The organism is Zunongwangia endophytica, from assembly GCF_030409505.1.
Classification (GTDB): Bacteria; Bacteroidota; Bacteroidia; order Flavobacteriales; family Flavobacteriaceae; genus Zunongwangia; species Zunongwangia endophytica.
Genome location: NZ_JAUFPZ010000002.1, coordinates 3,754,793 through 3,773,544, shown reverse-complemented (window position 1 = coordinate 3,773,544; position 18,752 = coordinate 3,754,793). Strand labels below are relative to the sequence as shown.

The window sequence follows — 18,752 nt, the reverse complement described above, 5'->3', positions numbered from 1 at the left end:
TAAAACGTAAAAGCCTCACAAAATTTGTGAGGCTTTTTTATTTTCTAACTTTACGTTTATTAAAGTTGCTTTTCGCTATTTCTTACTCGGTGTCTTTCTCTTGCTAAAAGCGTATTTTTTAGAAGCATAGAAACCGTCATTGGTCCTACCCCACCTGGAACAGGAGTAATAAATGAAGCTCGTTTGCTTACATTTTCAAAATCAACATCTCCTTTAATGATGTATCCTTTTTCAGCATTGTCATCTGGCACACGGGTAATTCCTACATCAATAATTACAGCATCATCTTTAATCATCTCTCCTTTTAAAAAGTCGGGAATTCCTACTGCAATAATTATAATATCGGCCTGAGAAGTAATTTGAGTAATATTCTTTGTAAACTCGTGCGTTAAAGTAACAGTTGAATTCCCAGGGAATCCACTTCTACCCATTAAGATACTCATTGGTCTACCCACAATATAACTTCTACCAATAACTACCGTATGTTTTCCTTTGGTAGGAATATCGTAGCGCTCCAAAAGCTCCAAAATTCCAAAAGGCGTCGCAGGAATAAAAGTCGTCATATCCAATGCCATTTTACCAAAATTTGTTGGATGGAAGCCATCAACATCTTTATCTGGATCTACAGCATTTAATACTTTTTGTGTATCAATTTGTGGAGGTAATGGTAATTGAACGATAAAACCATCGATATCATCATTTTGATTAAGCTCCTCAATCTTATCTAAAAGTTCGATTTCGCTAATGGTAGAAGACATTCTAAAAAGTGAAGATTCAAATCCCACCCTTTCACAAGCTTTCACTTTACTATTTACGTAAGTTTTACTTGCCCCGTCATTACCAACGATGATTGCTGCAAGATGTGGTACTTTTTCACCACGTTGCTTCATTTTTTCGACTTCAGCACCGATCTCATTTTTAATATCGTTACTTACTTTTTTACCGTCTAAAATAGTCATTATTTCAGTTATCAGTTTGCAATAGCAGTTGGCAGATTAATCTCCCGCGCCAAACTTTCCGGGATTATGTATCATAAAATTCAATAGTCGTACTATTTCATAGCTATCCTCAGTTAAGCTAACTTTTTTCTCTTCAGATAAATAATTACAAGAATACGCGAATTCGAGCCAAGTCTGTGTTTCAGCATTTTCGGCATCGCAATCAGTTAACTTACTTACAAAATGCTTAGGGTATTTTCGTTTCCTATATGCTTCTGCAATGTTAGCAAAAACCGATCGTGAACTTCTTCTTATTTGATCTGTCAAAGAAAATTTCTCTTCTGAAGGAAAAGATTTTGATTCCTCAAAAATTCGCATCGCAAGAGAAAAAGCTTTCTGATATACTTTTAAAGATTTAAAATCCATACCAATATTTATTAGAGCTTCAACTGCTTACTGAGACTGCATACTGAATTATTTCATCCCTTTCATCATATTCATCATTTGGCGACCGCCGCCTCCCTGCATCATCTTCATCATTTTACCCATCTGGTTGAATTGCTTCAATAACTGATTCACTTCCTGTACAGAGGTTCCTGAACCTTTTGCAATTCTCTTCTTTCTGCTTGAATTAATTACTTTTGGAGTGCTTCGCTCCTCTGGAGTCATCGAATGAATTATAGCTTCGATACCTTTAAATGCATCATCATCGATATCTACATCTTTAAGCATTTTACCAGCACCAGGGATCATACCAAGAAGATCTTTCATGGATCCCATCTTTTTGATCTGCTGAAGTTGCTTTAAGAAATCATCAAAACCAAACGCATTTTTAGCGATTTTCTTCTGAAGTTTACGCGCTTCCTCTTCATCATACTGTTCCTGTGCACGCTCTACAAGAGACACAACATCTCCCATCCCCAAAATCCTATCGGCCATACGAGAAGGATAGAACACATCGATAGCGTCCATTTTCTCACCAGTACCAATAAATTTAATAGGCTTATTAACTACAGATTTAATCGAAATCGCTGCACCGCCGCGAGTATCACCATCTAATTTGGTAAGTATAACTCCGTCAAAATCCAAGCGGTCATTAAAAGCTTTTGCGGTATTTACCGCATCCTGTCCAGTCATTGAATCCACAACAAATAACGTTTCTTGTGGTTCGATTGCCGCGTGAATATTCGAAATCTCGGTCATCATCGCCTCATCTACAGCTAAACGACCAGCGGTATCAATAATCACTACATTGTGTCCATTTTGCTTAGCATGCGCGATTGCAGCTTTAGAAATGGCAACAGGATCCTGATTTCCTTCATCACTAAAAACCTCAACACCAACCTGCTCTCCAACCACATGTAACTGGTTGATCGCTGCAGGACGATACACATCACAAGCCACTAAAAGAGGCTTTTTAGTCTTTTTGTTTTTTAGGAAACTTGCCAGTTTACCAGAGAAAGTCGTTTTACCACTACCCTGCAAACCAGACATTAAAATTACTGAAGGATCACCACTAAGATTAATACCGGCAGCCTCACCACCCATTAATTGAGTAAGCTCATCCTTTACCAGTTTAACCATCAATTGTCCCGGCTTAAGAGCAGATAAAACATCCTGTCCTAAAGCTTTTTCTTTTACAACATTGGTAAAATCCTTGGCAATTTTATAGTTAACATCGGCATCAACAAGAGCACGTCGTACTTCTTTAAGCGTTTCTGCAACGTTTACTTCGGTAATTTGACCATGTCCTTTTAAGACATGTAAGGCATTATCTAACTTATCACTTAAATTATCAAACATAGGCTTTCCTGTGGTTTAAGATTCCTGTTCTTTTAGTAACAGATTTGCAAATTTAATGATTTGGTACTGAAGTGAAAAGTTTTTTATTCGCACTAATTACTTCGGAAGTGATTTTATGCTAAAAATGTAACTTTTCTATAAAAATAAAGGCTGAAATATCAAATTTCAACCTTCATCTTTATTATTTCCCGCTTCGTGCTGAAGCAGACTTATAAGTTTTGTCAAATTTTAGTTCAAAATCAACAAATTTGATCTACATTCTTTCAGGAACTTGTATTCCTAATAATTCGAATGAAGTTTTAATAATATTGGCTACAACTTTAGAAAGTTGTGTTCTCAACTGTCGTTCTAAATCTTTATCAGCGCCTAGTATCGATACATTTTGATAAAACGAATTAAATTCTTTTACCAAATCGTAGGTATAATTAGCAATTAGAGCCGGACTATGATTTTCAGCCGCTAATTGAATTGTTTCAGGATATAGCTGGATTTGCTTGATAAGCGCTTTTTCTTTTTCATGTAATTCGTATTCTGAAACAAATTGAGATTCGTAATCAAAATCTGCCTTTCTTAAAATCGACTGAATTCTAGCATGCGTATATTGAATAAACGGACCTGTATTTCCCTGAAAATCTACAGATTCTTCAGGATTAAATAAGATTCGTTTTTTTGGATCTACTTTTAAAATGTAATATTTAAGCGCTCCAAGACCAATCATTCGATATAAATCTTCTTTTTCTTCTACGCTTAAACCGTCTAATTTCCCTAACTCTTCAGAAATTTTACGAGCGGTTTCAGTCATTTCACTTATTAAATCATCAGCATCCACAACTGTACCCTCTCTACTTTTCATCTTTCCGCTAGGTAAATCTACCATTCCGTAGCTTAAATGATATAAATATTCTGCCCAGGCAAAACCTAGTTTTTTCAGAATTAAGAATAGTACTTTAAAGTGATAATCCTGCTCGTTACCAACGGTATAAACCATGCCGTTAATAGCAAAATCTTCTACACGTTGTATCGCCGTACCAATGTCTTGCGTCATGTAAACTGCAGTACCATCGCTACGCAAAACGATTTTTTCATCTAAACCTTCATCAGATAGATCGATCCAAACGCTGCCATCTTCCTTTCTGTAAAAAACACCATCTTCCAGACCTTTGTTCACTACATCTTTACCTAAAAGATATGTATCACTTTCGTAATAATTCTTATCGAAATCTACGCCTAACGCGTTATATGTTTCTTTAAAGCCATCATAAACCCATTGGTTCATGGTTTTCCAAAGTTCAACTACATCAGCATCACCGGCTTCCCACTTGCGAAGCATTTCTTTTGCTTCCAGTAAAATAGGCGCTTCAGCTTTCGCTTCTTTTTCGCTTTTTCCTTCAGTAATTAATTGCTGAATTTCAGCTTTATATTCCTGATCGAACTTCACGTAATAATTCCCTACCAGTTTATCACCTTTTAATCCTGTAGACTCTGGAGTTTCTCCATTCCCGAAACGTTGCCAAGCCAGCATCGATTTACAGATATGGATTCCGCGATCATTAATAATTTGGGTTTTATAAACTTCGTTCCCGGCAGCTTTAAGAACTTCCGCAACCGAAAATCCTAATAAATTATTACGAATATGGCCAAGATGAAGTGGCTTATTAGTATTTGGCGAAGAATATTCTACCATAATCTTTCTGGCATCTTCACCCGGTTTTACAAAACCAAAATTAGGATCATCTTTGATGTCATTAAAGAAATCAAGATAGTAGGCATCATTAAGAACTATATTCAGAAATCCTTTCACCACATTAAAACGACTAACCATCATTACATGCTCCTGAAGATAATTACCTATGTCTTCGCCTAGCTTAACCGGATTTGTTTTTACTTGTCGTAACATTGGGAAGCAAACCACGGTAACATCTCCTTCAAAATCCTTTCTTGTAGGCTGAAATTCTACAGTTTCTAGAGTAACATCGTGAATGGTTTGCACTGCTTCCTTAACACGAGTAGTAAGCATTTCCTGAATATTCATCATATAGTTTTTTTACTCACTAAGTGAGTTTGTATGTTCTGATCCCGAATTTATCGGGAAAATAATTTCTCTTTTAAGTACTTTAAAATCGCTGCAAAGATAACAGAAATTGCCTTTTTGCTAAGGCTTGAAGCAGCAAATACTTATATTTCAAGTAAACAATTATATTATTTTAGAACTAACAGAAGTTTCTTATCTTTTAAAGAAAAATAAATGCTACTGAATATTTCGTACAACAAACCCGAAATTAAAGAAAAAATCGATCGTGAAGTTGGGAAAACACTCACACTAAGGGATCGTTTTAAACTTAAAGGCAGTGGCTCGCCTCGGTTGATAATAACTTCAGTAAGTATAGATATTCACAATTTGCTTGTTTTAGATAACAACACAAATACCTGCAATATTGAAATTCGGCCGAAAGGAATTATCGTTCGGTTTAGGGCTATTTTAGAAACTTACGCTTTAGTGATCCCTTTCTGGAAATTGAAAATCTACAAAGGCAAAGCCCAGGAATATTCTATTTATCGCGATCATTATTTTATAAAAGTAGCCGCAAAAGATAAAAATGTACATACATTCTTTAAAAAATTAATCGACTATAAGGATGAAAACGCCCCCACGCGAATCGATGATCTTTAAATTATGGTATTGATATTTTGATTATTAAGCATTGATAATTGCTTACTGCTTATTGGTAATTGTTTATTGTTACTTGAAATTCACTTAACATTGCACTTCTAAATATCGATTTTTGATAATCTAAGGCTAATTTTCACTTAATTGATCGAGATTGCGCTTAGTGCATATTTGCCGAAAAAATTATGGATCTTTTTATCTATGTTTTCGCTGCATTATTCTCGGTTATTAATCCGCTTGGTACTATTCCTATTTTTGTGGGTTTAACTACCGATGATAGCGCCAAAGAGCGGTCGCAAACTTCGCTGTTAACAGCAATTAATATCTTTGTAATCTTGACGATTTGCTTTTTTAGCGGTCGTTATATTCTTCAATTCTTCGGAATAAGTATTGAGTCGTTACGTATTGCTGGCGGGTTGATTATTGTTACTTCGGGTTTTGCGCTGCTTACCGGCTCATTTTCTAAGCACAAAGGAATGAATGATCGCGTAAAGGATGATGCTTTTAAGCGTGAAGGTATATCCTTAACACCACTTGCAATTCCTATGCTTGCCGGGCCGGGATCTATTTCCCTACTTATCGGGATGTACGAAGATTATCATTTAACTTCGGAAAAATTAATTACGATATTGGCGATTTTCGCAGTTTGTCTTTCCACTTTTTTAATGCTGAAAAGTGCTCATTTTATTGCGAAATATCTGGGAGCTTCAGGAATTAATGCGATTTCCAGAATCATCGGTTTTATAGTTATCGCAATTGGCATCGAGTATATTAGCTCTTCAGTAATGACAATTTTGGGGATTGGCTTCAATAATAATTAACGCCTTTTAAATGCCAAACCACCAATTAAAGTGAGTAAGCCAAAAGCGATCATGGCGTAAGATTGTGTGTTGCTATCTTGGGCTTCTACTTCAATTGGTGCCGAATCTAAAGCAACTTCAGGAGAAAATAAGCTATAAATTCCATATCCAACTAAACCAACGCCAATTACTAAAAGTGCGATTTTCAGCACGTTATTCATTTTATAAAATTTTATTAATCCTAAGGAAAGGTAGCAATTAAAATGGTAATTTGAGACGTTTCTATTCTTAAAGAAAACTATTCTATGCGGATCTTACTTACTGGTGCAAATGGCTATATTGGAATGCGATTACTCCCTGAACTTATTGAACAGGGACACGAGGTGATTTGTGCCGTTCGTAATAAAGACAGATTATCCTCTAACAAAGAATTAATAAAACAGGTTGAAATTGTTGAAATTGATTTACTGGAAGATACAGATGCGCCAGAGAAAATAAAGAATATTGATATTGCGTACTACCTAATTCACTCGATGAGTGGTAACACCAAAGATTTTGATAGCCAGGAAGCTGAGGCTGCTAAGAACTTCAACAAATTAATGGCAGAAACGAGTGTGAAACAGGTGATTTATCTAAGTGGAATGGTAAATCAGGATAAGCTCTCTAAACATCTAAAATCTCGTAAGGCTGTCGAGGATATTCTTTACAAAGGTGATTATCATCTAACAGTTTTAAGAGCAGCTATTATTGTAGGTTCTGGAAGCTCTTCTTTTGAAATTATTAGGGATCTATGCGAGAAGTTACCAGTAATGATCACCCCACGCTGGGTTAAAACAAAATGTCAGCCAACGGCTATCCGAGATGTGATAAAATTCTTAACCGGGGTTATTGGTCACGAAGAATGTTACGATCAATCTTTTGATATTGGCGGTCCTGATATTTTGTCTTATAAAGATATGATGCTGAAGTATGCGGAAGTTAGAGGATTAAAATTATGGATTCTTACTGTACCTGTAATGTCGGCCAAACTTTCGTCGCATTGGCTCTATTTTGTAACCTCAACTTCGTATAAACTAGCTCAAAATTTGGTTGACAGTATGAATGTTGAAGTTATTGCCAGAAATAACAAATTGGAAAAACTACTTGGGATCGAAACTATTTCTTACAAAGAAGCTATCGAAATGGCTTTTCATAGAATCGAACAAAACCAGGTGCTGTCTAGCTGGAAAGACTCTCTTAGTAGTGGTCGATTTAAAAAGGAACTCAACAAATACATTCAGATTCCTAAGTATGGATGTCTTTTTGATAAGCAACAGAAAAAAACCGATAATCCCGAAGAAGCTTTAGAAAAAATTTGGGCCATCGGCGGACTTAATGGCTGGTACTACGGAAACTGGTTATGGAAAATTAGAGGATATATGGATAAACTTTCTGGCGGCGTGGGTTTACGTCGCGGAAGAACCCATCCTACAAAACTAGCACCAGGAGATTCTTTAGATTTTTGGCGTGTCCTGCTGGCCGATAAAGAAGAAAAGCGATTACTTCTTTTTGCTGAAATGAAAGTTCCTGGTGAAGCCTGGTTGGAATTTTGTATCGATGAAGATAATATTGTGCATCAAACCGCTACGTTTAGACCCAAAGGAATCTTTGGTCGATTGTACTGGTATTCTATGTACCCATTTCATTATTTTATTTTTGACGGAATGATTACCAAAATCGCTACTTCAGAATCTAAAAAACAGCTTACCAATTAATTTCAGTAAGATCTATAACGACGTTAAAAACAATCCGCTTTTTTATTGCGCGGCATTGATCTTATTGCTTTTTTCCGTTTTGATTTTTTCTTTAACTACCGAGTTTTATTCTTTTATTGATGATGCTTCTATTTGGGTAAGAGAAATTTTTGGGGAATTCTATTTATGGCTGGGATTAGTTTGCGTGCTGTTTCTTTTAATAATCGCCTTTTCGAAATACGGAAGAATTCGATTGGGTGATTCTCCACCACAGTTTGACCGATTATCCTGGATTGCGATGCTTTACAGCGCGGGTATGGGTGCGGGAATTTTACTGCGTGCGGTACAGGAACCTGTTTTTATGTATCAAAACCCTCCTTTAAAAACAGACTATCCAAACGATATTATCGCTTTAGAGTTCACTTTTTATCAATGGGGATTTACCGCGTGGGCATTCTATGGAATATTCGCTTTAATAATTGGTTATTCGCTATTTGTAAGAAAAAACAATATACTTCTCGGCACAAGTTTACCTCAACTTAAAAAAATTAAAGGTTTACCGCAAAGCATAGATCTTTTAACCATTCTAACTACCGTTTTTGGATTGGTAGCTGCCATTGGTCTTGGAACCACACAAATTGAAGGCGGTGTGAGCCATCTTTCAGCAAAAGAACCGGGAACGCTATGGATTGTAATTGGACTAGTTTTCCTTATTTGTTTATTAGCATTCATTTCAGCCTATGCGGGAGTAGAAAAAGGCATTAAACGTATTTCTAATTGGAATATTTATATTACAATGGCTTTGTTGATATTCATATTCCTACAAGCTGATATTGCTGAAATATTACAACAATTTTTTACCGCTACATGGTATTATCTTAAAGACTTTTTTCAGCTAAGCTTAGCCATCGGAGATTTTAATCCCGGGAAACAATTTTTAACCGATTGGACATACTACTATTGGGCATTTTGGCTAGCCTGGGCTCCTTTTACAGGTATATTTATTGCTAGAATATCACAGGGAAGAAGTATTAGAGAAATGATTTTGGGCGTTTTGATCCTGCCTTCTTCAGGCAGCTTTCTATGGTTTAGTGTTTTTGGTGGATCTTCCTTTAGCCTTATTGAAGGCATGCAAACTTACAATGGTGAATTCAGTAATGTTTTCACTTCAATATTTACATTTTTTGAGTCCTTTCCACTTTCAAATGTGACAAACATCGTAACCGTTTTATTACTGATTAGTTTTTTAGTAACCTCGGTAGATTCGGCTATTTATGTGTTGAGTATGTTTAGCGACAAAGGCAATGACAATCCTAAAAAGAAATACCGCCTAATTTGGGCGGTATTGATTCTTTTATTTTCTGAAGCTATTATTCTTCTGGGGAATGTAAAACCGGAAAGTGATGTGCTGGATGCAATGCAAAAATTCCTGATTATTAGCTCACTCCCTTTTGCCATTTTCACGGCAATTATTATGGTTCTTTTTGTTATTGAAATTCGTAAAAAACAACCATAATTTTATACAATATCATTTCTTTAAGCCTTCGGTAGAAAAACCTCAGCAAGCATACATCTTGCGCTTCCACCTCCACAAGCTTCAATTACACCAAGATCACTGCTTAAAATTTCTGAATACTTCTCGATTTTAGCAATCTGATCTTTTGTTAAGCTTTGATGAGCACTTTCACTCATCACCAAATATTTTTTATCGAAAGCACCTTGTACCTGAAGCATATTTCCCGCAAACTGATGCATCTGTTCTTCAGAAATTACAACAAGCTCTTTCTTATCCTGTTTTAAATGTTTCAAAAGGTTTTTACGCTCCTTAGCATCATCTATAGTATCGAGGCAAACAACAGCGAACTCTTCGGCAACAGCCATCATAACATTCGTATGATAAATTTGCTTACGTTTTCCATCAACAGATTGATACGCCTTAAAAATAACCGGAGTGTATTCAAAATCTTCACAAAATTCGATTAATAAATCTTCATCTGCTCTGGCCGATAACGCACAATATGCCTTCTCGTTTTGGCGATCTAAAATTAAACTCCCAGTCCCCTCAAGAAAAAGATCATCATCTTCAGCAGAAGTATAATCTACAATATCAGTAATTTTGAAGCCTTCTTCTTCCAATCTTGCAAAGTATTCTAATCGACGTTCTTTTCTTCGATTTGCTGCAAACATCGGGTATAAACCTATTTCTCCGTTTTCATGAAAAGACACCCAATTATTAGGGAAAATGGAATCTGGAGTATCATCTTCAGGAACATCATCTACCACGATAACATTAACTCCAACGCCTTTAAGTTTCTTTACGAAAGCATCAAATTCGGCTTGAGCTTTTTCATTTATATCTTTGACATCTATTTCTTTCTGAAAATAATTATTAACTGCCGTTTCTTCATTCATTCTAAAAGCTACGGGTCTCACCATTAAAACGGTATCTGTAATCTGTCTCATTTTAATCTCTAATTAAAGGTAAGGTTGAACAACGTAATAAGCCTTCTTGTTTTGCAATCTGTGCGTAAGGAACTTCTTCTACAGTAATTCCATGCGAACGCAACCAGGTATTTAATCGCGTAAATTTTTCTTCGGAAATCACTACTTTTTCTGAAATTGAAAATATGTTTGAATTCATATTATACATTTCATCCTTCGTAATTTCGAAGACATTTTTTTCTCCGAATAAATTGACAAGCCATTGATATTCTTTAGAGTCTAAGAAGCCTCCTTTGTAAATAATCGCTTTATCTTTTCCTACCGGTTGAAAACAACAATCCAAATGCAAAGCATTCTCCTTAGCATCAAGATTGCTCTTTTTTAAGTTGAATGAAACTACTTTTTTCTTCGGAAATATATCCTGAAGGGCTTTTACCGCCTGAATGTTTGTTCTAGCCGTAATATATTCGGAATAATCTTCGCCAATATAAGTTCCCACCAAAATATAATCTCCGAAAGGCATCACGTCTCCTCCTTCGATATGAGCCTCTTCCGGAAGCTTTATTATTTTTTCTGGATCTATTTGGTTTATTACATGATCGATAGCCTTAATTTCTTTCTCTCGATCTGGAAGAATGTTTGCTTTCACAAATTTATCCTCGATCACGAATGCTATATCTCTGGTAAAAATCTGATTGTAATTTTCGATAACCTGAGGTCTAAAAACTTCTACATCATATTTTTTTAAAACATCGGCAACCGCCTCAATTTCTTTTACCATATCCTCTTCTTTTGGATAGGTACCAGCTTTAATATGTTCTATAGATTTTGGATCGTAGGCTTCATCAAGTTCTGGCGCACCACCGTTATTTTTAGCGATTCCTAAAACAACTGCTCTTAATCTTGATGTTTCATTATTAATCTTCAACTGCATTACTAAGATTTTTTCAAATATAAAAAAAGCCCCATTTAAATATGGGGCTTTTTAAATAATTATAATAAGGTGAAAACTATCGTTCACTCACTTCTTTAAACTCTCTTAGGTTTGCACCAACGTAGATTTGACGTGGTCTACCAATAGGTTCTTTCTTAAGTCTCATTTCTCTCCATTGTGCAATCCAACCTGGTAAACGACCTAAAGCAAACATCACAGTAAACATTTCTACCGGAATACCTAAAGCTCTATAGATGATACCTGAATAGAAATCTACATTAGGATATAATTTTCTTTTTACGAAATAGTCGTCTTCTAACGCTTCTTTCTCTAAACCTTTAGCGATATCTAGTACTGGATCTTCAACACCTAATCCTTCTAGAACCTCGTCTGCAGATTTCTTGATAATCTTAGCTCTAGGATCGAAGTTTTTATAAACACGGTGTCCAAAGCCCATTAAACGGAAAGGATCTTCTTTATCCTTAGCTTTCTGCATAAATTTATGCGTATCACCACCATCAGCTTTAATTCCTTCTAACATTTCGATTACTGCCTGGTTAGCTCCACCGTGAAGTGGTCCCCAAAGTGCAGAAATACCAGCAGAGATTGAAGCAAATAATCCCGCATGAGAAGAACCTACCATTCTTACTGTAGATGCTGAACAGTTTTGTTCGTGATCTGCATGAAGTATTAATAGTTTATCTAATGCTTCGATTACCGATTTGTCTACATTATACTTTTTACCTGGCTTTTCGAACATCATTTTATGTAAATTCTCTACATATCCTAATGAATCGTCACCGTAGTTAAGTGGCAGGCTGTTTTTCTTTCTTTGTGTCCAAGCAACGAGTACCGGAAACTTACCAAGAATCTTAACAATTGCCTTATACATATCTTCTTCAGATTCTACATCCACAGAACCTGGATTAAATGCAGTAAGCGCACTGGTTAATGAAGCAAGAACGCCCATTGGATGAGCTGCTTTTGGAAAACCATCCAAAATCTTCTTCATCTCTTCATCAACTTCAGATTCTTCTTTTATGTCTCCGTAGAACTTATCAAGCTGCTGCTTGTTTGGTAATTCTCCAAAAATTAAAAGATAAGCTACTTCTAGAAAATCTGCTTTTTCAGCAAGGTCTTCGATAGCATAGCCTCTATATCTTAAAATTCCTTCTTCCCCGTTTAAGAAAGTGATCGCACTTTCACAGCTTCCTGTGTTCTTATAACCGCGGTCTAAAGTTATCATTCCGGCTTCAGATCGAAGGGTTTTAATATTAATACCCAGTTCACCTTCTGTTCCTTCAGTTACAGGGAACTCATATTTTTTTCCTTGATATTCTAATATAGCTTTATCTGACATTGTGTTGAATTACAATTTTAATTAATCGATTGCGAATTTAATAAAATCTAAGCATCTATTCAATTAAAACCAAGCAATTATACTATTATTAACAAGGGTTTCAAGAGATTTCACTTAGTAAGTATATACATTTCTCTAAGCTGGTAATTTATAGAGTGATTTATAATAATCGTCTACTGATTTCTTCCAGGTGAAACGCTCTTTTTTGGCATTTCGCTCTATGGTTCTCCACTTTGTTTTATCATCGAAAAACATTTTTAAAATGTGTTTAAATGAATCGACCATATTTATGATCTTGTTGTCATAACTTTTACCATCAAAAGCAAAACCTGTTTCCAGATGTCTTACCGTATCAATTAATCCACCGGTATGATGAACTAGGCAAGGATGTCCATTTCTCATTGCCAACATCTGGCTGATCCCGCAGGGTTCAAAGAGACTTGGCATAAAGTACAAGTCGGTTTCCAGGTAAATACTATCGATAACGTCTTCGTCCTGACCGTTAATAAATAGAAAGTTACTTTTTTGATGACTGATCTTTCTTAATAACTCTTCGTACTCAGGAGCACCGGTACCTAACAAAATAAATACGCCATTAACTTCTTCTAAAAGATCTAAAATTTCCAAGAAAGCTTCTGGCGATTGCTTGAAAAAATAAAATTTCTGCTCTGTTAAGCGTGCAACACTAGAACATACGAATTCTGGTTTTCTTTTTAGGAAAGGCATTACTTTCTCTCCCGTATGCGCTAAAAAATCTGACTTGTACTTTTTAGATTCTTGCTGCATCCATCGAAACAATGCCGATGCTATATTGAAGTATAAGTTATTCTTTCTTGCTCTTCTTATATTTCTATAATTACAGCCATTTAGAATTCCCATAAAACGACCTTCGTCGTTGGCGCAGTTTAGATCTTCTTCTAAACCTTCACCTCCTATAAAAACCGGTGGATTGCTTGGGTGAAGCACATCTTCTTTATAACTAGGAGACACCGTATGTACAGCATCAGCAAAACGAATACCAAGTGCCATCATGTTTATACAATCGTGATAACGGCGATCTCTTAGTTCGTCATAATTAAAATCGACATTGGGAAAGAAATTCCTGATTGAAGAGTAATTATTTTCGAAAGGTCTAATCCCTTGTATCGCAAGATTGTGTATACTATAAATTACACGTATATCCTTAAGTCCTGTATAGTCTTGATGGTATCTTCTTAAGAATAAAACCATACTTGCGTGCCAGTCATGTAAATGAATGACGTCAAGTTTACCGAAAATATCAGTTTTAATAGCCTCGGCTACAGCAGTACAAAAAATAAAATATTTTATCGCATCGGTATAAAAAGGCTGATCGAGATCATTGTGATAAATATGCGCAATATCACCTCCTTGAATTTCTGGATGATGGATTACGTAATGTGTAATTCCTGGAAAATCTTTTTTAGGCTGAACTTCATAAATCTCAGCCTCATATTGAGTGTTTCTGAGGTTGAAAAATAACTTGGAGATCAAAGTTCCTTCCTGATGTAATCTGGAATATGCAGGTACAACAACATGAACTGTATCTCCTTTTTGAGAAATTTGTCTGGGGACATCGCGCAGCACATCGCCCATTCCTCCTGCTTTGCAACGGGGTATAGCATCATTTTCTGAAGCTACAAACAAGAAATTATGCATGTAAAAATCTGGTTAGGATTAGATTAGAACTTAAGTGTGTGAAAAGTTAATTATTAATCCCCAAATAATTGATTAAAAGAATATTAAATTAAAACAAAAAAGCTCTTCAAATTAATGAAGAGCTTTCTAAATTCTAAAATTCTTACGAATCCTTATTTCACTTTGAATGCTTTCTCTTTTGGATAGTAAGCAACACTTCCTAATTCTTCTTCAATTCTAAGAAGTTGGTTGTACTTAGCCATACGATCACTTCTTGAAGCAGAACCAGTTTTTATTTGGCCTGTATTTAAAGCAACTGCTAAATCTGCAATTGTATTATCTTCAGTTTCTCCAGATCTATGCGACATTACAGATGTAAATCCAGCATTGTGAGCCATATTTACAGCAGCAATAGTCTCTGTTAAAGTACCGATTTGGTTAACTTTAATAAGAATTGAATTTGCAATACCTTCTTCAATACCTCTGGATAGACGCTCTACGTTAGTTACATAAAGATCATCTCCTACTAATTGAATTTTATCTCCTACTTTGTCGGTTAAAGCTTTCCAGCCTTCCCAATCATTTTCGTCCATACCATCTTCGATAGAAACGATAGGATATTTTGAAGATAGTTCAGCTAAATAAGAAGCCTGTTCTTCACTAGATCTTACTTTACCTTTATCTCCTTCGAATTTAGCATAGTTATATTTGCCATCTTCATAAAATTCAGCAGCAGCACAATCTAAAGCGATCATAACTTCATCACCACCTTTATAACCAGCTTTCTCGATAGCTTCAAGAATAGTTTCCAAAGCGTCCTCTGTACCGTCTAAAGTTGGAGCAAAACCACCTTCGTCACCTACAGCTGTGCTAAGACCTCTATCGTGAAGTACTTTCTTAAGATTATGGAAAATTTCAGTTCCCATTTTTAATGCATGAGAAAAACTTTCTGCCTTTACCGGCATAATCATAAATTCCTGAAATGCGATTGGAGCGTCACTATGAGATCCTCCATTGATAATGTTCATCATTGGTACAGGAAGCGTATTTGCGCTTACACCACCAACGTAACGATAAAGTGGAAGACCAAGTTCGTTTGCAGCAGCTTTGGCTACAGCAAGAGAAACACCTAAAATAGCGTTAGCTCCTAACTTAGATTTATTTGATGTACCGTCAAGCTCGATCATTGCCTGATCGATTAAATTTTGTTCGAAAACTGAATAGCCTAAAAGTTGCTCTGCAATTTTACTGTTTACATTATCAACAGCTGTAAGAACACCTTTTCCCATAAAGTCATCACCACCATCACGTAGTTCTACAGCTTCATGCTCACCGGTAGAAGCTCCAGAAGGAACTGCTGCCCTTCCTAATACTCCGTTTTCTGTGATTACATCTACTTCTACTGTTGGGTTACCTCTGGAGTCAAAAATTTGACGTGCATGAATATGTACTATAGCACTCATAATTTATATAATAATTTAATTAATTGATTAGTTTGCAAGATACAAATACAACAATAAAAAAACGAGGAATAATTTTTAATATAACAAGCATTTTACCTAAAACGTTTGCGAAATCCTAATTGTTAGCTTCCATATTATCAACATCTTAAATTAAAACAAAAAAAGCCGAGATTCGATCTCGGCTTTTCTGTATTAAGCTTTTACTTGTTTAATTCGATCTATAAATTCATCGAAAAGATAACTGGCGTCATTAGGTCCCGGGCTAGCTTCTGGATGATATTGTACAGAAAAACAATTCTTATTAGTCATCTCTAAACCTCCAACGGTTTGATCGTTTAGACAAATGTGCGTTATCTTTACGTTTGGATGACTTTCTGTTGCTGTTTTATCTACCGAGAATCCATGATTTTGAGAGGTAATTTCTCCTTTTCCTGTTTTCAAATTCTTTACAGGATGATTAATTCCGCGGTGACCATGGTGCATTTTATAGGTAGGTATTCCATTTGCTAAAGCAATAATCTGATGCCCTAAACAAATCCCGAATAAAGGATGGTCTTTTTCAATAATATCGGTTGCCAGCTGAATGGCATTCTTTAATGGCTTTGGATCACCAGGACCATTAGAAAGAAAATAACCATCTGGATTCCACTCGCTCATTTGTTCATAAGAGGTATCGAAAGGGAACACTTTTACATAAACATCTCTCTTCGCGAGATTTCTAAGAATGTTCTTCTTGATACCTACATCTAGGGCAGCTACCTTATATGTCGCATCTTCCTTACCATAGAAATATGGCTCTTTAGTCGAAACTTTAGAAGCAAGTTCTAAACCGTCCATATCTGGTACTTCAGCAAGTTCCGCTTTTAAGCCTTCTATATTGTCTACATCGGTAGAGATTATCGCGTTCATAGCGCCGTTTTCTCTAATATAAGTAACCAGAGCACGAGTATCAATATCAGAAATTGCAAACAGATTATTATCGTCTAAAAACTCCTGTAAGGTTTTATCTGCAGCAGGTCGCGATTGATCGTAACTAAAGTTCTTACAAATTAAACCAGCTATTTTAGCGCCATCAGACTCATTTTCATTCTCATTAGTTCCATAATTACCAATATGAGCGTTTGTGGTAACCATCAATTGACCAAAATAAGAAGGATCTGTAAATATTTCCTGATAACCGGTCATCCCGGTATTAAAACACACTTCGCCAACAGCGCTACCGTCTTTAGTTCCTACCAGTTTCCCGTGAAAAACGGTTCCGTCAGCTAATAGAATTATGGCTTTTTTTCTTGTTTGATATTTCATACTAATAAATAATACGATCTAAAGTTAGGGAATAATTAAAATGAATGCTAATTAGATAAAAAAAAAGGACAAACTCAGTGAGTTTATCCTTTTTTCAAAATTTATTGATAATAAAGAATCATTTATTCTTCTTTTTTACCTTCTTGATCTTCTTGCTTAGAATCTTCTGCTTTTGGAGCATCAGTAGTCTCAGCTTTTTTCTTACCAGCTCTACGAGTAGATTTCTTCTTCTCAGGCTTGTTTACATTGTAAGTCTCATTAAAGTCTACCAATTCGATCATTGCCATATCAGCATTATCTCCTAGACGATTCCCAAGTTTAATGATTCTTGTATAACCACCTGGACGATCTCCTACTTTTGGTGCTACTTCACGAAATAATTCAGCAACTGCATATTTATCACGCAGTTTACTAAATACGATTCTTCTATTATGAGTAGTATCTACTTTAGACTTAGTTACTAAAGGCTCAACAAAAACTTTTAAAGCTTTTGCTTTAGCCACAGTAGTATTTATGCGTTTATGCTCAATTAGTGAAGACGCCATGTTGGCCAACATCGACTTACGATGCGCGGTCTTTCTACCTAAATGATTTATTTTCTTTCCGTGTCTCATTACTATTCTTTTTAGAGCAATTCACCAGTGTGAATTAGTCCTTATCCAATTTATATTTTGAAAGATCCATACCAAAGTTTAAACCTTTGTTACTTACAAGCTCTTCAAGCTCTGTTAATGATTTCTTACCGAAGTTACGGAACTTCATAAGATCATTTTTATTGTAAGATACAAGATCTCCTAAGGTATCAACTTCAGCCGCTTTTAAACAATTTAATGCTCTTACTGAAAGATCCATGTCTACTAATTTAGTTTTTAGTAGCTGTCTCATGTGAAGAGATTCTTCATCATAAGTTTCAGTTTGTGCAATTTCATCAGCCTCTAATGTTATACGCTCATCAGAGAACAACATGAAGTGGTGAATTAAAGTTTTGGCAGCTTCTGTTAAAGCATCTTTAGGATGAATAGAACCATCACTACTAATTTCGAAAACTAATTTTTCGTAGTCAGTCTTTTGTTCTACACGGTAATTCTCGATACTATACTTTACATTCTTTATAGGAGTGTAAATAGAATCTGTAAATATTGTTCCTAAAGGAGCATTAGCTTTCTTATTTTCTTCTGCCGGAACATAACCTCTGCCTTTTTCGATAGTGATCTCCATATTAATATTTATCTTGCTATCAAGATGACAAATCACCAAGTCGGGATTTAAAACTTGAAAACCAGAGATAAACTTTTGAAAGTGACCAGCGGTTAATTCTTCTTCACCAGAAACAGAAATTGTAACGGCCTCGTTATCTATTTCATCAATTTGCCTCTTGAATCTAACTTGTTTAAGATTCAAAATTATTTCTGTAACATCTTCTACAACTCCAGGAATTGTTGAGAATTCGTGATCAACACCTTCGATACGAACCGAAGTGATCGCAAATCCCTCTAAAGAAGATAACAGCACTCTTCTTAAAGCGTTACCAACGGTTAACCCATAACCAGGCTCCAAAGGACGAAATTCAAATTTCCCTTCGAAATCTGTAGAGTCAATCATTATAACTTTATCGGGCTTCTGAAAATTTAGTATTGCCATATTACGACT

Annotated in this window: 17 protein-coding genes; 4 read left to right on the top strand and 13 right to left on the bottom strand. The window is 35.6% G+C overall.

Going from position 1 to position 18,752, the window contains the following annotated elements:
* Positions 1-59 precede the first annotated feature (59 nt).
* The 4 genes from QWY91_RS16475 to argS all read right to left on the bottom strand — a co-directional run bounded on the left by QWY91_RS16475 (position 60) and on the right by argS (position 4,773).
* Positions 60-959 (bottom strand): bifunctional 5,10-methylenetetrahydrofolate dehydrogenase/5,10-methenyltetrahydrofolate cyclohydrolase, encoded by a 900-nt coding sequence (locus QWY91_RS16475; RefSeq protein WP_270060284.1) that lies wholly within the window; start codon positions 957-959, stop codon positions 60-62.
* Between the two features lie 36 nt (positions 960-995).
* Positions 996-1,364, bottom strand: a complete 369-nt coding sequence (locus QWY91_RS16470; RefSeq protein WP_290236595.1) for a four helix bundle protein — start codon at positions 1,362-1,364, stop codon at positions 996-998.
* Positions 1,365-1,412: 48 nt separating this feature from the next.
* Entirely contained in the window at positions 1,413-2,741 is a 1,329-nt protein-coding gene (gene ffh, locus QWY91_RS16465; protein ID WP_290236594.1) for a signal recognition particle protein, read from the bottom strand.
* 253 nt (positions 2,742-2,994) lie between these two features.
* A complete protein-coding gene (gene argS / locus QWY91_RS16460) occupies positions 2,995-4,773 on the bottom strand; it encodes an arginine--tRNA ligase (protein WP_290237117.1) in 1,779 nt (592 codons plus the stop codon).
* A 213-nt stretch (positions 4,774-4,986) separates the two neighbouring features.
* On the opposite strand from argS, the gene QWY91_RS16455 reads away from it, so the two are divergent.
* Together QWY91_RS16455 and QWY91_RS16450 are read left to right on the top strand one after the other, a co-directional pair.
* Entirely contained in the window at positions 4,987-5,412 is a 426-nt protein-coding gene (locus QWY91_RS16455; protein ID WP_290236593.1) for a hypothetical protein, read from the top strand.
* Between the two features lie 182 nt (positions 5,413-5,594).
* Positions 5,595-6,230 carry a MarC family protein gene (locus QWY91_RS16450; protein ID WP_290236592.1) on the top strand — a complete coding sequence of 212 codons (636 nt, stop codon included), beginning with the start codon at positions 5,595-5,597 and terminating at the stop codon, positions 6,228-6,230.
* On the opposite strand, the gene QWY91_RS16445 is transcribed toward QWY91_RS16450, so the two are convergent.
* Positions 6,227-6,430: a hypothetical protein gene (locus QWY91_RS16445; RefSeq protein WP_290236591.1), complete on the bottom strand. Its 204-nt coding sequence runs from the start codon at positions 6,428-6,430 to the stop codon at positions 6,227-6,229. The two genes, QWY91_RS16450 and QWY91_RS16445, sit on opposite strands and share 4 nt — an antisense overlap.
* Before the next feature lie 84 nt (positions 6,431-6,514).
* Here QWY91_RS16445 and QWY91_RS16440 point away from each other — a divergent pair, with 84 nt between their 5' ends.
* Entirely contained in the window at positions 6,515-7,963 is a 1,449-nt protein-coding gene (locus QWY91_RS16440) for an SDR family oxidoreductase (RefSeq protein ID WP_290236590.1), read from the top strand.
* A complete protein-coding gene (locus QWY91_RS16435) occupies positions 7,959-9,458 on the top strand; it encodes a BCCT family transporter (RefSeq protein WP_353958664.1) in 1,500 nt (499 codons plus the stop codon). Before QWY91_RS16440 ends, QWY91_RS16435 begins: the two co-directional genes overlap by 5 nt.
* 20 nt (positions 9,459-9,478) lie before the next feature.
* Here the strand turns inward: QWY91_RS16435 and ctlX are convergent, their stop codons facing one another.
* From ctlX to QWY91_RS16395, 8 genes are all read right to left on the bottom strand, one after another.
* Positions 9,479-10,405: a citrulline utilization hydrolase CtlX gene (gene ctlX, locus QWY91_RS16430; protein WP_290236589.1), complete on the bottom strand. Its 927-nt coding sequence runs from the start codon at positions 10,403-10,405 to the stop codon at positions 9,479-9,481.
* 1 nt (position 10,406) lies between these two features.
* Positions 10,407-11,318: a dimethylarginine dimethylaminohydrolase family protein gene (locus QWY91_RS16425; protein ID WP_290236588.1), complete on the bottom strand. Its 912-nt coding sequence runs from the start codon at positions 11,316-11,318 to the stop codon at positions 10,407-10,409.
* Positions 11,319-11,394: 76 nt separating this feature from the next.
* On the bottom strand, positions 11,395-12,678 hold the full coding sequence (locus QWY91_RS16420; protein ID WP_290236587.1) for a citrate synthase: 1,284 nt from the start codon (positions 12,676-12,678) through the stop codon (positions 11,395-11,397).
* A gap of 135 nt (positions 12,679-12,813) precedes the next feature.
* Positions 12,814-14,355 (bottom strand): glycogen synthase, encoded by a 1,542-nt coding sequence (locus tag QWY91_RS16415; protein ID WP_290236586.1) that lies wholly within the window; start codon positions 14,353-14,355, stop codon positions 12,814-12,816.
* 152 nt (positions 14,356-14,507) lie between these two features.
* Positions 14,508-15,797, bottom strand: a complete 1,290-nt coding sequence (eno, locus tag QWY91_RS16410) for a phosphopyruvate hydratase (RefSeq protein WP_290236585.1) — start codon at positions 15,795-15,797, stop codon at positions 14,508-14,510.
* Positions 15,798-15,989: 192 nt separating this feature from the next.
* The gene (gene carA / locus QWY91_RS16405; protein ID WP_290236584.1) at positions 15,990-17,102 is read right to left on the bottom strand and encodes a glutamine-hydrolyzing carbamoyl-phosphate synthase small subunit; all 1,113 of its coding nucleotides are present in this window, start codon (positions 17,100-17,102) and stop codon (positions 15,990-15,992) included.
* Positions 17,103-17,224: 122 nt separating this feature from the next.
* Positions 17,225-17,716 (bottom strand): 50S ribosomal protein L17, encoded by a 492-nt coding sequence (gene rplQ, locus QWY91_RS16400; protein ID WP_290236583.1) that lies wholly within the window; start codon positions 17,714-17,716, stop codon positions 17,225-17,227.
* Between the two features lie 34 nt (positions 17,717-17,750).
* Entirely contained in the window at positions 17,751-18,743 is a 993-nt protein-coding gene (locus QWY91_RS16395; RefSeq protein WP_290236582.1) for a DNA-directed RNA polymerase subunit alpha, read from the bottom strand.
* Positions 18,744-18,752: the final 9 nt, after the last annotated feature.

Excerpts from the sequence above, each read along its gene's own strand:
- QWY91_RS16475 (WP_270060284.1), bottom strand. The coding sequence starts at position 959 with ATGACTATTTTAGACGGTAAAAAAGTAAGTAACGATATTAAAAATGAG.
- QWY91_RS16470 (WP_290236595.1), bottom strand. The coding sequence starts at position 1,364 with ATGGATTTTAAATCTTTAAAAGTATATCAGAAAGCTTTTTCTCTTGCG.
- ffh (WP_290236594.1), bottom strand. The coding sequence starts at position 2,741 with ATGTTTGATAATTTAAGTGATAAGTTAGATAATGCCTTACATGTCTTA.
- argS (WP_290237117.1), bottom strand. The coding sequence starts at position 4,773 with ATGAATATTCAGGAAATGCTTACTACTCGTGTTAAGGAAGCAGTGCAA.
- QWY91_RS16455 (WP_290236593.1), top strand. The coding sequence starts at position 4,987 with ATGCTACTGAATATTTCGTACAACAAACCCGAAATTAAAGAAAAAATC.
- QWY91_RS16450 (WP_290236592.1), top strand. The coding sequence starts at position 5,595 with ATGGATCTTTTTATCTATGTTTTCGCTGCATTATTCTCGGTTATTAAT.
- QWY91_RS16445 (WP_290236591.1), bottom strand. The coding sequence starts at position 6,430 with ATGAATAACGTGCTGAAAATCGCACTTTTAGTAATTGGCGTTGGTTTA.
- QWY91_RS16440 (WP_290236590.1), top strand. The coding sequence starts at position 6,515 with ATGCGGATCTTACTTACTGGTGCAAATGGCTATATTGGAATGCGATTA.
- ctlX (WP_290236589.1), bottom strand. The coding sequence starts at position 10,405 with ATGAGACAGATTACAGATACCGTTTTAATGGTGAGACCCGTAGCTTTT.
- QWY91_RS16425 (WP_290236588.1), bottom strand. The coding sequence starts at position 11,318 with ATGCAGTTGAAGATTAATAATGAAACATCAAGATTAAGAGCAGTTGTT.
- QWY91_RS16420 (WP_290236587.1), bottom strand. The coding sequence starts at position 12,678 with ATGTCAGATAAAGCTATATTAGAATATCAAGGAAAAAAATATGAGTTC.
- QWY91_RS16415 (WP_290236586.1), bottom strand. The coding sequence starts at position 14,355 with ATGCATAATTTCTTGTTTGTAGCTTCAGAAAATGATGCTATACCCCGT.
- eno (WP_290236585.1), bottom strand. The coding sequence starts at position 15,797 with ATGAGTGCTATAGTACATATTCATGCACGTCAAATTTTTGACTCCAGA.
- carA (WP_290236584.1), bottom strand. The coding sequence starts at position 17,102 with ATGAAATATCAAACAAGAAAAAAAGCCATAATTCTATTAGCTGACGGA.
- rplQ (WP_290236583.1), bottom strand. The coding sequence starts at position 17,716 with ATGAGACACGGAAAGAAAATAAATCATTTAGGTAGAAAGACCGCGCAT.
- QWY91_RS16395 (WP_290236582.1), bottom strand. The coding sequence starts at position 18,743 with ATGGCAATACTAAATTTTCAGAAGCCCGATAAAGTTATAATGATTGAC.